At 63.8% G+C, this 15,117-nt stretch carries 17 protein-coding genes; 11 read left to right on the forward strand and 6 right to left on the reverse strand.

The window, feature by feature from the left end; translation table 11 throughout:
- Positions 1 to 70: 70 nt before the first annotated feature.
- From AB7M32_RS19950 to AB7M32_RS19970, 5 genes are all read right to left on the reverse strand, one after another.
- Entirely contained in the window at positions 71 to 1,498 is a 1,428-nt protein-coding gene (locus AB7M32_RS19950) for a cbb3-type cytochrome c oxidase subunit I (RefSeq protein ID WP_072404347.1), read from the reverse strand.
- A gap of 3 nt (positions 1,499 to 1,501) precedes the next feature.
- Entirely contained in the window at positions 1,502 to 1,942 is a 441-nt protein-coding gene (locus AB7M32_RS19955) for a c-type cytochrome (RefSeq protein ID WP_003202495.1), read from the reverse strand.
- A gap of 263 nt (positions 1,943 to 2,205) precedes the next feature.
- Positions 2,206 to 2,463 carry a cytochrome C oxidase subunit IV family protein gene (locus AB7M32_RS19960; RefSeq protein ID WP_454251076.1) on the reverse strand — a complete coding sequence of 86 codons (258 nt, stop codon included), beginning with the start codon at positions 2,461 to 2,463 and terminating at the stop codon, positions 2,206 to 2,208.
- A 12-nt stretch (positions 2,464 to 2,475) separates the two neighbouring features.
- A complete protein-coding gene (locus AB7M32_RS19965; RefSeq protein WP_454251077.1) occupies positions 2,476 to 3,060 on the reverse strand; it encodes a cytochrome c oxidase subunit 3 family protein in 585 nt (194 codons plus the stop codon).
- The gene (locus AB7M32_RS19970; protein WP_371857778.1) at positions 3,044 to 3,778 is read right to left on the reverse strand and encodes a CbbQ/NirQ/NorQ/GpvN family protein; all 735 of its coding nucleotides are present in this window, start codon (positions 3,776 to 3,778) and stop codon (positions 3,044 to 3,046) included. Before AB7M32_RS19970 ends, AB7M32_RS19965 begins: the two co-directional genes overlap by 17 nt.
- A 268-nt stretch (positions 3,779 to 4,046) precedes the next feature.
- On the opposite strand from AB7M32_RS19970, the gene nirS reads away from it, so the two are divergent.
- From nirS to AB7M32_RS20025, 11 genes are all read left to right on the forward strand, one after another.
- Positions 4,047 to 5,726 (forward strand): nitrite reductase, encoded by a 1,680-nt coding sequence (nirS, locus tag AB7M32_RS19975; protein WP_072404353.1) that lies wholly within the window; start codon positions 4,047 to 4,049, stop codon positions 5,724 to 5,726.
- Positions 5,727 to 5,750: 24 nt separating this feature from the next.
- Positions 5,751 to 6,059, forward strand: coding sequence for a c-type cytochrome (locus AB7M32_RS19980; RefSeq protein WP_454251078.1), 309 nt, complete (start codon positions 5,751 to 5,753; stop codon positions 6,057 to 6,059).
- Positions 6,060 to 6,232: 173 nt separating this feature from the next.
- Positions 6,233 to 6,562, forward strand: coding sequence for a c-type cytochrome (locus AB7M32_RS19985; RefSeq protein ID WP_454251079.1), 330 nt, complete (start codon positions 6,233 to 6,235; stop codon positions 6,560 to 6,562).
- Positions 6,559 to 7,737, forward strand: a complete 1,179-nt coding sequence (locus AB7M32_RS19990) for a cytochrome D1 domain-containing protein (protein WP_454251080.1) — start codon at positions 6,559 to 6,561, stop codon at positions 7,735 to 7,737. The genes AB7M32_RS19985 and AB7M32_RS19990 overlap by 4 nt, the downstream gene beginning before the upstream one ends.
- 2 nt (positions 7,738 to 7,739) lie before the next feature.
- Complete coding sequence (locus tag AB7M32_RS19995) at positions 7,740 to 8,198, forward strand: Lrp/AsnC family transcriptional regulator (protein WP_454251081.1); 459 nt, start codon at positions 7,740 to 7,742, stop codon at positions 8,196 to 8,198.
- On the forward strand, positions 8,195 to 8,707 hold the full coding sequence (gene ahbB, locus AB7M32_RS20000; protein ID WP_454251082.1) for a siroheme decarboxylase subunit beta: 513 nt from the start codon (positions 8,195 to 8,197) through the stop codon (positions 8,705 to 8,707). Before AB7M32_RS19995 ends, ahbB (AB7M32_RS20000) begins: the two co-directional genes overlap by 4 nt.
- Positions 8,700 to 9,143: an Lrp/AsnC family transcriptional regulator gene (locus tag AB7M32_RS20005; RefSeq protein ID WP_454251083.1), complete on the forward strand. Its 444-nt coding sequence runs from the start codon at positions 8,700 to 8,702 to the stop codon at positions 9,141 to 9,143. The genes ahbB (AB7M32_RS20000) and AB7M32_RS20005 overlap by 8 nt, the downstream gene beginning before the upstream one ends.
- On the forward strand, positions 9,118 to 9,687 hold the full coding sequence (ahbB, locus tag AB7M32_RS20010) for a siroheme decarboxylase subunit beta (protein ID WP_454251084.1): 570 nt from the start codon (positions 9,118 to 9,120) through the stop codon (positions 9,685 to 9,687). The genes AB7M32_RS20005 and ahbB (AB7M32_RS20010) overlap by 26 nt, the downstream gene beginning before the upstream one ends.
- Positions 9,688 to 9,801: 114 nt before the next feature.
- Entirely contained in the window at positions 9,802 to 10,980 is a 1,179-nt protein-coding gene (nirJ, locus tag AB7M32_RS20015; RefSeq protein WP_454251085.1) for a heme d1 biosynthesis radical SAM protein NirJ, read from the forward strand.
- 39 nt (positions 10,981 to 11,019) lie between these two features.
- A complete protein-coding gene (cobA, locus tag AB7M32_RS20020) occupies positions 11,020 to 11,862 on the forward strand; it encodes a uroporphyrinogen-III C-methyltransferase (protein WP_192261297.1) in 843 nt (280 codons plus the stop codon).
- Positions 11,859 to 13,355 (forward strand): cytochrome D1 domain-containing protein, encoded by a 1,497-nt coding sequence (locus tag AB7M32_RS20025; RefSeq protein WP_454251086.1) that lies wholly within the window; start codon positions 11,859 to 11,861, stop codon positions 13,353 to 13,355. Before cobA ends, AB7M32_RS20025 begins: the two co-directional genes overlap by 4 nt.
- Positions 13,356 to 13,607: 252 nt before the next feature.
- On the opposite strand, the gene AB7M32_RS20030 is transcribed toward AB7M32_RS20025, so the two are convergent.
- On the reverse strand, positions 13,608 to 14,792 hold the full coding sequence (locus AB7M32_RS20030) for a porin (RefSeq protein WP_454251087.1): 1,185 nt from the start codon (positions 14,790 to 14,792) through the stop codon (positions 13,608 to 13,610).
- Between the last annotated feature and the right edge of the window lie 325 nt (positions 14,793 to 15,117).

The raw sequence follows: 15,117 nt of genomic DNA on the forward strand, positions 1-15,117 counted from the left end.
CTGCGCAGCCCAGCGGGAGCAAGCTCCCTCGCCACAAAAGCGTCCTCGCCACGGACTCAGTAGCGTCCTCTCAAGAAGGCACCACCGCCGCCGGTGCGCGAAGGGCCGCACGACCACGTTGACGGAAGCTGAACAGGTAGCAGAGCAACCCGGCCAGGAACCCGACGCCGCTGACCAGTCGCGCCCAGAACAGCGGCTTCAAATGGTCCATCGTCGCCATGAACGGCAAGGCACTGCCATCCGTCATCCACCGCTGCAACCACACCTGGACCACACCGGCGGCGGTGAGGAACAAGGTGATCATCACCATCGACAGGGTCATCAACCAGAAGCCCCAGATCTCCAGGCGCTGGGAGCGTTCGTCCGCCGCTTCACCCAAGCCCCGCAAGCGCGGCATGGCGTAGCTGATCAGCGTCATCACGATCATCGCGTAGGCACCGTAGAAAGCCAGGTGCCCGTGGGCCGCGGTCAGTTGCGAACCGTGGGTGTAGTAGTTGACCGGTGCCAGGGTGTGCAGGAAACCCCAGACACCCGCGCCGAAGAACGCGGTGACCGTGGTGCCCTTGGCCCACAACGTGGCGGCACGGTTCGGATGCTGCCGACGGCGGTTTTTCACCATGCTGAAGGCGAAGACCACCATCGCCAGGAACGGCAGCGGTTCCATCGCCGAGAAGATCGAGCCGACCCACAACCAGACCTCGGGCGCGCCGATCCAGAAGAAGTGGTGACCGGTGCCGATGATCCCGGTGATCAACGCCATGGCGATAATCACGTAGAGCCATTTTTCCACCACTTCCCGGTCCACGCCGGTGATCTTGATCAGGACGAAGGCGAGCATCGAACCCATGATCAGTTCCCAGACGCCTTCCACCCAAAGATGCACCACCCACCACCAGTAGAACTTGTCGCGTGCGAGGTTTTCCGGGTTGTAGAAGGAGAACAGGAAGAACACCGCCAGGCCGATCAGCCCGGTCATCATCACCATGCTGACCGTGGTCTTGCGCCCCTTGAGCAGGGTCATGCCGATGTTGTAGAGGAACCCCAGGCATACCACGACGATGCCCATCTTGGTGATGGTCGGCTGTTCCAGGAACTCGCGGCCCATGGTCGGTAGCAGGTCGTTGCCGGTGAATTTCGCCAGCGTGGCATAAGGCACCGAGAGGTAACCCAGGATCGTCGCCACGCCTGCGGCGGCGAATACCCAGAACAACACCAGCGCCAGTTTCGGGCTGTGCAGTTCGCGGTCGGCCTCCTCCGGTATCAGGTAATACGCCGCGCCCATGAAGCCGAACAGCAGCCAGACGATCAGCAGGTTGGTGTGGACCATGCGGGCCACGTTGAAGGGGATCAGCGGGAACAGGAAGTCGCCGACCACGTATTGCAGGCCCATGATCAAACCGAACAGCACCTGCCCGAGGAACAGCATCAGGGCAAACACGAAATAGGGTTTGGCGACGGCCTGCGAGGCGAATTTCAGATGCGGATTAGCCATGCTCATCTCTCAGCCCTCCTTGTTTGGCGGCCAGCCATTGGTATTGATTTTCGAACTCCACTTGAGGAACTCGGCGATGTCGTCGACCTCCTGCTCGCTGAGGTTGAACTGGGGCATGGCCCGACGACCCGGAACGTTCAGCGGCTGCATTTTCATCCACGCCTGCAGGAACGGCTTGAAGGCCTCGTCCCCACCACGCCGGTTCACGACGTTGCCCAGCTCCGGCGCAAAATATGCGCCCTCGCCCAACAGCGTATGGCAGCCGATGCAGTTGTTGCGCTCCCAGACGCCCTTGCCGCGTATCACCGACTCCGTCAATTGCGCCTGGTTGCTGCGTTCGGGAAAGGTCTGTTCCGTGTGGTAGGTCAGGGCCAGGAATATCAGGAAGAAGAAGATGCTTCCCCCGAAGTAAATATTCCTGGCCATGCCTTTGGTGAAGGTATCTGACATGGTCACTTCCTCATTGCTTGGCGTGACCATTTTAGGAACCGAGGGGGCTGAAACCGCTTGATGGCGATCAAGAATCTCCGATGGTTTTGGTAGGTTGTTCCAATACAGCCCAAAAGGCAGATGAGCTTTTGTGGCGAGGGAGCTTGCTCACGCCGGGGCGCGAAGCGGCCCCAGGCAAGTTGATCGCGGTCAGCCTGATACACCGGGATGCCTGGCCTTGGGGCTGCTGCGCAGCCCAGCGGGAGCAAGCTCCCTCGCCACGGTTATGTGCCAGACATGAGTGTCGAGGCAATCAGCACGGCCAATAGTGCGGCCCAACTCAATATCAACCGCCGCCACAGGCGCGGCGCATGGCGCAGTTCCATGAAGCCGTCGGCGATCAGCCAGGCCTTGGTCACCGCGACCGCCAGGATGGCGATGGACACCAGCCCGGTGGCGGCGACCTGGCCCAGGGCGACGGTGCCGGTGCTGAGCACGGCCAGGGTCATCCAGCAGGCGATCAAGACACGGGAAGCCGACATGAGCACCTCCGCTCAACCGAGAATGTAGACAACCGGGAACAGCAAGACCCAAACCAGATCGACCATGTGCCAATACAGCACGCCGGACTCCAACCCGCTGTGTTCCTGCGCACCGTAGCGCCGACGCCGGCAACCCTCGGCCAGCCAGGCGAGGATCACCATGCCCAGCAGCACATGGAGAAAATGGAACACGGTGAGGATCCAGTACAAGGTGAAGAACGTGTCGCGCTCCATCCCCAAGCCGTTCGCCAGCAGATAGGCATACTCAGTGAGCTTGATCGCCACATAACCGCAGGCGAGCAACAACGCCCCACACAACAACAGCGCGGCGCGACGCGGCCGGTCCCGCCTGACTTGCTCCTGGGCCAGGGCGGCAAACAGGCCGGCGGTGAGCAGACTGAGGGTCATCGCCAGGCCCGTGGAGCGGTCCAGCAGTTGCCGGCCCTCGCTGAACATCTGCGGGTGCAACGCCTGGGCGACAGTGAATGCCAGGATCAACAGCGCGAACACCGACAGCTCGGCGAGGATGAAAAACCACATCGCCAGATCCCCGGGCAACCGCCGGGGCACGCCAGCGGTTTCAGCCGAAATGGACATCGACCACATCCATCAAGGCTGCAACGGTTTGCGGATCGTCACTCAACGGCTCGGCCAGGCAGGCCAGGCAGGCTTGGCGCGGTTCCATGCCGGAGCCGATCATGCGCGCGGCGAAAATCAACAGGCGCGTTGAAGCGACTTCCTCCAGGTCATGTTGGTCGAGCCGGCGCAGCGCCTGTCCCAGCCGCACCACCTGGGCCGCCAGGGCCAGGTCCACGCCCGCCTCGCGGGCGACGATGCGCTCTTCATCGGCCACCGCCGGATAGCCAAAGCGCATCGCCACGAAACGCTGGCGCGTGCTGGGCTTCATACCCTTGAGCAGGTTCTGGTAACCGGGGTTATACGACACCACCAGCATGAAGGACGGCGGTGCCTGCAGCACTTCGCCGGTGCGTTCCAGGTACAGCTGCCGGCGATCATCGGCCAGCGGGTGCAGCACCACCGCCGTGTCCTGGCGCGCTTCGACCACCTCATCCAAATAGCAGATGCCGCCCTCACGCACCGCCCGGGTCAAGGGACCGTCCTGCCACCAGGTGCCCTGGGCGCCGATCAGGTGACGGCCCACCAGGTCAGCCGCGCTCAAGTCATCGTGGCAAGCGACGGTGTACAGCGGCAGTTTCAGGCGGTGAGCCATGTGCTGGACGAAGCGGGTCTTACCGCAGCCAGTGGGGCCTTTGATCAGCACCGGCATGCCGTGATGCCAGGCCTGCTCGAACATCGCCTGCTCGTTGTCCTGGGGTTGATAAAAGGGTTCGTCGGGGTGCTGCAGAGTGTGGATAGCGTTCATGGCGAGGGCCTGATCAAACAACACGATTGCCGGCCACGCTACGGCGCACTGCGACAACCTGGCAAGGGCGGCGGCCAGCAAACTTGATCGCCGTCAAGCGGCTCACCACCGACCTGGGCATAGCCTTGCATCGCACCAAGAACCTGCGCGCCGAACGTCAATTACAGCGCAGCGCGGGTCATGCCTGAGGAGAAATGGAATGCTGATCAGCCACAAAAAAACGTGGGCCCTGAGGGTGACGGCGCTGTGTACAGCGCTGGTTGCTCCCTACGCCTTCGCCGACCAACCCACCACGCCGGAACCGTCCCGCGTGGTCAAGACCGAAGGCGCGCCGGACCTGAGCCAGGCCGACTTCGACTCGGCCAAGGAAATCTATTTCCAGCGCTGCGCCGGCTGCCACGGAGTCTTGCGCAAAGGCGCCACCGGCAAACCGCTGACGCCCGACATCACCCAGTCCCGCGGCCAGGCCTACCTGGAGGCGCTGATCACCTACGGCTCCGCCGCCGGCATGCCGAACTGGGGCACCTCCAATGCCCTGACCAAAGACCAGATCACGGTGATGGCCAAGTTCATCCAGCACACACCGCCGACACCGCCGGAATGGGGCATGGCCGAAACCCTCAAGACCTGGAAGGTCCTGGTCAAACCCGAGGACCGTCCGACCCGGCAGCTCAACAACCTCAATCTGCAAAACCTGTTTTCAGTCACTCTGCGCGACGATGGCAAGATCGCCTTGATCGACGGCGATACCAAGAAGATCGTCAAGCTGATCGATACCGGTTATGCGGTGCACATCTCGCGTATCTCCGCATCGGGGCGCTACCTGCTGGTGATCGGCCGCGATGCCAAGATCGACATGATCGACCTATGGCCGAAAGAGCCGACAAAGGTGGCGGAAATCAAGGTGGGCATCGAAGCCCGCTCGGTGGAGACCTCCAAGTTCAAGGGCTACGAGGACAAATACACCATCGCCGGTTCCTACTGGCCGCCGCAGTTCACCATCATGGACGGCGAGACCCTGGAGCCCAAGCAGATCGTCTCGACCCGGGGCATGACCGTCGACACCCAGCAATACCATCCCGAGCCGCGGGTCGCGGCCATCATCGCCTCCCACGAATGGCCGGAGTTCATCGTCAACGTCAAGGAAACCGGCAAGGTGATGCTGGTCAACTACCAGGACATCAAGAACCTCACCATCACCAGCATCGACGCCGCGCCGTTCCTGCATGACGGCGGTTGGGACAGCAGCCATCGCTACTTCATGACGGCCGCCAACAACTCCAACAAGGTCGCTGTGATCGACTCCAAGGAACGCAAGCTCACCGCCCTGGTGGATGTCGGCAAGACCCCGCACCCAGGGCGCGGCGCCAACTTCAACCATCCACTCTACGGACCGGTCTGGGCCACCAGCCACTTGGGCGACGCCGGGGTTTCCATGATCGGCACCGACCCGATCAAGCATCCGCAATACGCCTGGAAGCAGGTCGGTTCGCTCCAGGGCCAGGGTGGCGGCTCGCTGTTCATCAAGACCCACCCCGCCTCGCGCCACCTGTATGTCGACACCACCCTCAGCCCGGACGCCAAGCTCAGCCAGTCCGTGGCGGTGTTCAACATCGACAAGCTCGACGCCGGCTACACCGTGCTGCCGATCGCCGAATACGCGGGCATCGAGAAAGGCGCGCTGCGCGTGGTGCAACCGGAATACAACAAGGCCGGCGACGAGGTCTGGTTCTCGGTCTGGAGTGGTCAGGAAGACGAGTCAGCGCTGGTGGTGATCGACGACAAGACCCTCAAGGTCAAGAACGTGATCAAGGACAAGCGCCTGATCACCCCGACCGGGAAATTCAACGTCTACAACACCCAACACGACATCTATTGAGCCCCATCAATAAGAGGAAAAACCATGAAGCCTATTCTGATTGCCCTGGCCTTGACTGCCGCCTACAGCCTGCCGGCGTTGGCGCAAGACGGCCCGACGCTGTTCAAGAGCAAACCCTGCGCCGCCTGCCATTCCATCGACACCAAGGTGGTGGGCCCAGCGCTCAAGGAGGTCGCGGCGAAAAACGCTGGCGTCGCCGGGGCCCAGGACGTGCTCGCCAAGCACATCAAGGAAGGCACGCAAGGCAACTGGGGACCGATGCCGATGCCGGCCAACCCCGTGACGGAAGAGGAAGCCAGGATCCTGGCTGCGTGGGTCCTGACCCTTAAATAACCACACACCCGTGGCGAGGGAGCTTGCTCCCGCTGGGCTGCGAAGCAGCCCCTTGGGTTTGCCTGACACACTGAGTCGTCAGGTTGCTATTGGGGCTGCTGCGCAGCCCAGCGGGAGCAAGCTCCCTCGCCACAAAAGCTATAGCCGATGTTTTGTCTTGATCAGGAGGCGTCATGGAACGACACAGTGTTACAACCCTGGCGACCGCCCTGCTCTTGGTTTTTTCCTCCAGCGTGCTGGCCGCTCCCGACAGCCAGCGCCAGGCCCAATTGCAACACCTGCTGGACCAGGACTGTGGCGCCTGCCACGGCCTGTACCTGACCGGCGGCCTCGGTCCGCCCCTGACCCACGAAGCCCTGGCCGGAAAGTCCCGCGACAGCCTCATCGCCACCGTCAGCCTCGGACGGCCCGGCAGCGCCATGCCCGGTTGGGCAGCGTTGCTTGCGCCCGACGACATTCGCTGGCTGGTGGACCGGCTCCTTCAAGGAAAACCCGCCCCATGATCCGTTCCTTCCTGTCCTCCACGGCCATCGCCCTGCTGCTCTGCGGTTGCGCCCAGACACCGTTGCGCGGCACCGGCGATTTGGGCGTGGTGGTGGAGCGCGCCAGCGGCAGCCTGCAAATCATCGAAAGCGACACCCGCACCGCCCTGGGCCGCGTCGAAGGCCTGGGCGACTTGTCCCACGCCTCGGTGGTGTTCTCCCGCGACCAGCGCTACGCCTATGTCTTCGGCCGTGATGGCGGCCTGAGCAAGGTCGACCTGCTGAGTGCGCACGTCGAACGCCGGATCATCCAGGGCGGCAACAGCATCGGCGGCGCGATCAGCCAGGACGGCAAGCTGATCGCCGTTTCCAACTACGAGCCCGGCGGCGTCAAGGTGTTCGATGCCCAGACCCTGGAACAGGTCGCCGACATCCCGGCCACGCCATTGCCCGGTGGCCAGAAGCGCTCACGGGTGGTGGGCTTGGTGGATGCGCCAGGACAACGCTTCGTGTTCAGTCTGTTCGACACCGGCGAAATCTGGACCGCCGATTTCAGCCTGGGCCTCACCCCGCGCATCGAGCGTTTCACCACCATTGGCCAGCAACCCTATGACGCCCTGATCACCCCGGACGGGCGTTATTACATGGCCGGACTGTTCGGTGAAGACGGCATGGCCCAACTCGATCTCTGGCACCCGGAGCGCGGGGTGAAACGGGTACTGGGGCATTACGGGCGCGGCCAGGCGCGGCTCCCGGTGTACAAGATGCCGCACCTGGAAGGCTGGGCCATCGCCGACCGGCAAGCCTTCGTGCCCGCCGTCGGGCATCACCAAGTGTTGGTGATGAACGCCCAGGACTGGCAACAGACCGACGCCATCGCCGTGGCCGGTCAACCGGTGTTCGTCACGGCGCGACCGGATGGCCGGCAGTTGTGGATCAACTTCGCCTACCCGGACAACGACCGCGTCCAGGTCATCGACACCCAGACCCACGCCATCGTCGCCGACCTGCGACCCGGCCCAGCGGTGCTGCACATGGAGTTCACCGCCCGGGGCGACCAACTGTGGTTGTCCGCCCGGGATGGCGGTCAGGTGCAGGTCTGGGACCCTTATCGCCTCGAACGCCTGGGTAGCCTGCCAGCCCTGAGCCCCAGCGGCATTTTCTTCAGCAGCCGCGCGCACAAGCCGGGGTACTGACCATGACACTCAACTCACTGGCCCGGCGCCTGATTGATCGATTCCAGCATGGCCTGCCGTTGTGCGCCGAGCCCTATCAAGCCATGGCCGAGGCCTTGGGCTGCAGCGAAGCCCAAGTCATCGACTGCCTGCACCGCCTGCAAGTGGCCGGGACCTTATCGCGCGTCGGCCCGGTGTTCGAACACACCCGGGCCGGGGCCAGCACCCTCGCCGCCCTGGCCGTGCCCGAAGACCGCTTGCACCAGGTGGCGGCACGCGTCAGCCAATACCCGGAAGTCAATCACAACTATGCCCGGGAGCATCGCTACAACCTCTGGTTCGTACTGACCGGCCCCAACCGGCCCCACCTGGACAACATCCTCCAGGAACTGGAACACGACACCGGTCTCACGCCACTGGACCTGCCCATGCTCACCGCCTACCGCATCGACCTGGGCTTTGCCCTGGAGGCCACCCCATGAAAAACGCCCTGAGCGAGCAACAGTCACTGGCGCTGCGCCGTCTGCTGGAAACCGGCCTGCCCCTGACATCGCGGCCCTTCCAGGCCCTGGCCGAGCAGATCGAGGCCAGCGAGCCCCAGGTGCTCGAGCAGATGCAGCGCTGGCATGAACAGGGCCTGTTCCGGCGCGTCGGCCTGGTGGTCAACCATCGCGCCCTGGGGTTTGCCGCCAACGCCATGCTGGTGCTGGACGTGCCGGACGCCTTGGTCGATGAGGTCGGTCGGCGCCTCGGCCAGGCCCCCGGCATCAACCTTTGCTACCAGCGCCCGCGGCGCCTGCCCCAGTGGCAATACAACCTGTTCTGCATGATCCACGGTCGCCAGCGTGACCGCGTCGAAGCCCAGGTCCAGGCGCTGCTGGAAGAACACTTGCTGGACGACCTGCCCCACCAATTGCTGTTCAGCACACACCTGTTCAAGCAATGCGGCGCACGTTACGCCGCACCGGTCGGAGCCCGTATCGATGGATGACCTCGACCGCCGCCTGATCAATCGCCTGCAACTGGGCCTGCCGCTGGTCCACCATCCTTGGCAAGCCCTGGCCCAGGAACTGGACAGCAGCAGCACTGAATTGCTCGACCGCCTGCACGAACTGCTCAACGACGGCGTACTCACCCGCTTCGGCCCGATGTTCGACATCGCCCGCCTGGGCGGCGCGTTCACCCTGGCGGCGCTGGCGGTGCCCGAGCCGCGCTTCGAAGCCATCGCCGAGCTGCTCGCCGACATGCCAGAAGTGGCCCACAACTACCGCCGCGAGCACACCTGGAACATGTGGTTCGTGCTCGCCTGCCCCAGCGAACAGGCGATCGACGACACGCTGCGGCGCATCGAACACCTGACCGGCCTGGTGCCACTGAACCTGCCTAAAGAGGAGACCTACCATGTCGGCCTGTACTTCCCCGTCTGAGGCTTCGTGGCAAACGCCACCGCGGCTGGATGAAACGCCCTTGGCGTTGCGCCTGGTGGAACTGACCCAGGCCGGCCTGCCCTTGCTCGAAGACCCCTGGGCCTGGCTGGCCGAGCAACTGGGCTTGAGCGTGGAATCCACCCTCGACCTGCTCAAGCGCCTGCAGGCCGAAGGAGCGATCCGGCGCATCGCCGCCGTGCCCAATCACTACCGCCTGGGCTATCGCCACAACGGCATGACGGTCTGGGACGTGGCCGACGCCGACATGTCGCGCCTCGGCGCGCTGCTGGGGGCGCAGCCCTTCGTCAGCCACTGCTATCGGCGGCCGCGCCGGCCCGGCTGGCGCTACAACCTGTTCGCCATGGTCCACGGCCGCAGCCGCGAAGAAATCGACAGCTACCGCGAACACCTGCGCTACCTGCTGGGGGACGCCTGCGCCGCCGACGACATGCTGGTGAGCAGCCGCATCCTGAAGAAAACCGGCCTGCGCCTGACGCCTGTGGGAGCAAAGCTTGCTCGCGAAACAGGGGCGTCGGTTTTATGAAGGAGCGCATCGGCTTCATCGCGGGCAAGCCTTGCTCCCACCAACCCTTGCTCCCACAACGCGGGAGCAAGCCGCGCTGAACCCGCACGTCGATCGAAATCGAAGGAGCGCTTTATGTTGAGGATCAGCCACTACCTGCGAGCCCTGGCCGGGCAATGCCCCGCCCCACGCGTCGCGCCACCGGGCAAGCACCGCCCGCCGGTGGTGATCTGGAACCTGCTCAGGCGTTGCAACCTGACCTGCAAGCACTGCTATGCGACGTCGGCCGACAGCGTGTTTCGCGACGAACTGGACACCGCGGCGGCGCTCAAGGTCATCGATGACTTGCATGACGCCGGGGTGCGCGTGCTGATCCTGTCCGGCGGCGAGCCGCTGCTGCGCGACGACCTGTTCCAACTCAGTGCCTATGCCCGCAGCAAGGGCTTTTTCCTGGCCCTATCCACCAACGGCACACTGATCGACGCCTCCAATATCCAACAGATTGCCGCGGCGAACTTCGATTACGTCGGCATCAGCATCGACGGCCTGGAAGCGACCCACGATGAGTTCCGCCAGCTCAAGGGCAGCTTCGCCAGCTCCATGGCGGCCATCCGGCTCTGCCGCGAGCAAGGCATCCGGGTCGGATTGCGCACCACCCTCACCCAGCACAACCACGCCCAGTTGCCGCGCTTGCTGGACTTGATGAATGAGTACGACGTGCAGAAATTCTATCTGTCGCATCTGAACTACAGCGGCCGGGGCAAGCGCAGTCGCAAGCTCGATGCCCACCAGCAGATGAGTCGCGAGGCCATGACCCTGATCTTCGAGCGAGCCTGGCACGACATCGAACAGGGCCGCGACAGTGACTTCGTCAGCGGCAACAACGACGCCGATGCGATCCTGTTGCTGCAGTGGGTATCCCGGCGCATGCCCCAGCACTACGCCGCACTGGAGCAGATGCTGCGGGCCTGGGGCGGCAATGCGTCGGGCAGCGGCATCGCCAACATCGACAATACCGGCGAGGTCCACCCCGACACGTACTGGTGGCAGCACTCGGTGGGCAACGTGCGCCAGACGCCGTTCAAGACACTCTGGTCAGACCGCCCCGATACCCTTCTGCTGAAGCTGCGCGAACATCCACGGGCCGTGGGCGGCCGTTGTGGGCAATGCCGCTGGCTGGACATCTGCAACGGCAATACCCGCACCCGCGCCTGGGCCGACGGCGACCTGTGGGGCCAGGACCCCGGCTGCCACCTCAACGATGACGAAATTGGCCTGCACGCGATTCCCAGCGTTGCGATGCCCTGCGCCTGATAACCGACGGCGAACCTGATGACGAACCAAGGAAGTCCCATGCCTGCCTCCATCGTTTTGCCCGCTGCCCTGCAATCGCCCTTCAGACCGGGTGAGGTCGCCCTGGTCGGCGCCGGCCCCGGTGACCCGGGCCTGCTGACGTTGCGCGCCTGGAGCCTGTTGATGCAGGCCGACGCGGTGGTCTACGACCGCTTGATCAGCCCGCAACTGCTCAACCTGATCCCCCTGCCCTGCGCCCGGCACTACGTCGGCAAGGCCGCCGGCTGCCACAGCCTGCCCCAGCCACAAATCAACGAACTGCTGGCCGACCTGGCCGACCAGGGCCAACGGGTGGTGCGGCTCAAGGGCGGTGATCCGTTCATCTTCGGTCGCGGTGCCGAGGAGCTGGAGTATCTGCTGGCCCGGGGTATCGATTGCCAGGTGGTGCCCGGCATCACCGCCGCGGCCGGTTGCAGCACCTATGCCGGGATTCCCCTGACCCATCGCGACATGGTCAATTCCTGTCGTTTCATCACCGGTCATCTGCAACGCGAAGGCGACTTGAACCTGCCCTGGCAAAGCCTGGCGGATGACAGCCAGACCCTGGTGTTCTACATGGGCTTGTCGAACCTCGGCACCATCGCCACGCGGCTGATCGCGGCGGGCCTGGCGGCCGACACGCCGGCGGCCTTGATCAGCAACGGCACGCGACCCGACCAGCAGGTTCTGCGTGGCACCCTCCAGCAATTGCCGGAGATGGCACTGACGTGCGCCGAAGGCCTGCCGACCTTGACGGTGATCGGCAAGGTGGTCGGCTTGTTTGCCCATCAGTTGCTGGAGCATCCGGCGCGCCTGCACCCGGCCATACCGCTCCAGCCCGGTATCGCGAGGGTGGCATCATGAACCTCGGCTGGTTTGCCCCGTTGCTGTGGGTCGGTGCCGTCCACGCTGCCACGGCGCCTGAACCGGACCTGGCATTGGCCGAACGCAACTACCAGCAACACTGCCAGCAGTGCCACGGGGTCAATCGCATCGGCGCTGCCGGGCCGGCGCTGTTGCCCCAGAGCCTGAGCCGGATCAAGCCCGACGAGATTCGCCAGGTGATCGAGCATGGACGTCCGGCCAGCCAGATGGCGGCATTCGGCGCGGTGCTGGAGCCCGCGCAGATCGATGGCCTGACCCATTATCTCCAACGTCCGCCTGCCGTCGAACCGACCTGGAGCGAGGACGACACTCGCCGCAGCCATCGCCTGCTGGCGGATGTCGCCACCCTGCCCGACAAACCCCAGTACCACGCCGATCCGCTGAACCTGTTCGTGGTGGTGGAGGCTGGCGACCATCACGTCGATATCGTCGACGGGGATCGCTTCGAGGTCCTGGCCCGCTTCGCCTCACACTTCGCGCTACATGGCGGACCGAAATTTTCGCCGGACGGACGCTTCGTCTATTTCGCCTCCCGGGATGGCTGGATCAGTCTGTATGACTTGCACAACCTCACGCTCATCGCCGAGGTGCGGGCCGGGCTCAATACCCGCAACCTGGCGGTGAGCAAGGACGGGCGCTGGGTGCTAGTGGGCAATACCCTGCCGGGCAACGTGGTGGTGCTGGATGCCCGCGACCTGTCGCTGGTCAAGACGGTTGCAACGGTGGGGCTGGACGGCCAGGCCTCGCGGGTCAGTGCGGTCTATACCGCGCCGCCGCGCAACAGCTTCATCGTGGCCTTGAAGGACGTGAAAGAGGTCTGGGAGCTGTCCACCGGGCCGAACCCGGACTTCGTGCCCAGGCGGATCGAGGCCGAGGATTATCTCGACGACTTTTCCTTCTCGCCCGATTACCGGCAGTTGCTCGCCACCTCGCGCAAGGCCCAGGGCGGCCAAGTGATCGACCTCGACACAGGGCGGATCGTCACCGACATCGCGCTGCCGGGCATGCCGCACCTGGGCTCGGGAACCTATTGGAAACGCGATGGGCACTGGGTGTTCGCCACACCCAACATCAGCAAGGGACTGATCTCGGTGATCGACTTCGACACCTGGAAAGTCATCAAGCAGATCCCCACCCTGGGGCCGGGTTTCTTTCTGCGCAGCCATGCCAACTCTCGCTACGCCTGGACCGATGTGTTCTTCGGCCCCGACAACGACGCCATCCACCTGATCGACAAACAGACCCTGGAAATCGCCCACACCCTGCGGCCCATGCCCGGCAAGACCGCCGCCCACGTAGAGTTCACCCGCGACGGGCGCTACTTGCTGCTGAGCATCTGGGACACCGATGGCGCGCTGATCGTCTACGACAGCGACACCCTCGAGGAAATCAAGCGCCTGCCCATGAACAAGCCTTCGGGCAAGTACAACGTCGGCAACAAGATCGAATTCGCCGAGGGGACATCCCACTGAAAAAAAGGGGGCTGATGCGCAGCCCCAATATCAATCGACCCGAGGCACCAGGCCTCAGGGCTGCTGCGCAGCCAGGCGGGAGCAAGCTCCCTCGCCACAAAAGCGATCGGAGGGGTACATCAGTGAAACATCCTGTGGGAGCGAGCTTGATCGCGATAGCGGCGGGTCAGTCAACATCCATGCCGACTGACTTGACCCCATCGCGAGCAAGCTCGCTCCCACAGGGTTATGTGCGCAGCCAGGGGGTCACCCTTACCAGGTGAGCACCGCACCTACCGCAAAGGTGTCGGTGTCTTCGTTCTGCGCACTGCTGTCGTGGCCGTTGATTTCGAACTGGTTGTACTCGGCCACGAGCTTGAGGTTGTCGTTGATGTCGTGGAACAGCGCGATGCCCCGGGTTTCGTAATCGGCGCCACTGCCTACCACGCCGTTGCCGTCGTCATCGGTCTTGCCGTAGGACAGCGCCAGGCGGTTCTTGCCCAGCTTGTACGAGCCCTGCAACAGGTAGCCCTTGCTGTCGACATTGCGCAGGGTGGCTTCACCGGCATTGTTGGTGAAGAACGGGTTGATGCCCTTGGCCTGGAACCCCGAACCGGTGAGCGACAACCCACCCATCTTCGCCTGTACGCCATAGCCCAGGCCTTTGGAAGTCACCGATTCGACGGTGGAGTCGGTGTTGTCCGAGGTTTGGTAGCTGCCGTTGAGCCAGCTGTAGATCTTCGCCCCGCCCAGGTCGAACTGGTAGGTAATTTCGCTCTCGGTGCGCGGGTTTTCCTGATAGGCCTTGCCGGTAGCACTGTTGTCGTTGGTGTCCACCGGATCCATGATCCCCACCGCCACCCGCAGGCCGTCCATCACCGGCGTGCGATAAGTAATCTGCGAAGTCGGGAACGGGTACGGGTAACCGCTGCCGATGTTGCCGAACGACACGCCACCGCCGTCCACCAGCCCCAGGGTGTCGCTGACCTGACCATAACCGGCGAGCAGTTCGTCCAGCAGGATGTTGGAGCGGGCAAACAGGCCGAAGTCCTTGCCGATCAGCACTTCGCCCCACTCCGGATTGGCCACGGTGCCGTAGAACTGCCGTACGTCGATGGCGGTGTCGGTGCCGTTGGTTTCACTGTCGTTGATAGTCACCCAGAACGAAGCCCGGGCGCCGAGCTTGAGGTCATCGACCTGCTTGCCCATGTTGAACCCCAGGTAGTTGGGCAAAAAGCCCATCTTGACCCGCGCCTGCCGACGGTCGTACTGCTCACCCGCGCGGTCCACGTCGCTGTTGACGTAAAAAGCGTTGATGTAGCCGTCGGTGGAAAAGGTGGTCTGGTCCTTGTCGTACAGCATGATTTCAGCGTTGGCCCAAGACGTCAGGCCCAGACTGGAAAGACCGGCGATGACCGCAGGCAAAAAACGCAGGCAGGTATTTTTATTGTTGTGCATGGCGCGCTCCGCAACAGGGGACGGGATGTCGGAGGCGATTATCGAAAGGTGCCAGGGCGCGTCATACGCTGCCTTGGAGGCAATTGGCGAATGCTTTGGAAGCGCCGGCCCGGCGCGGCAGTTTGGGTGTAAGACGGCGAGGACGAGGGGCGCGACAGCTTGGGTGTAAGACTGCCTTGCCGACGGGTGCGATACTTTGGGTGTGGGCCGGTTGTCCTGCTTATTGTGGGAGCGAGCTTGCTCGCGATGGCGGCAGGTCATTCAACAATGCGGTTGGCTGACACAGCGCTATCGCGAGCAAGCTCGCTCCCACAGGTTTGCACCG

It is taken from the genome of Pseudomonas sp. R151218B TE3479 (assembly GCF_053629195.1).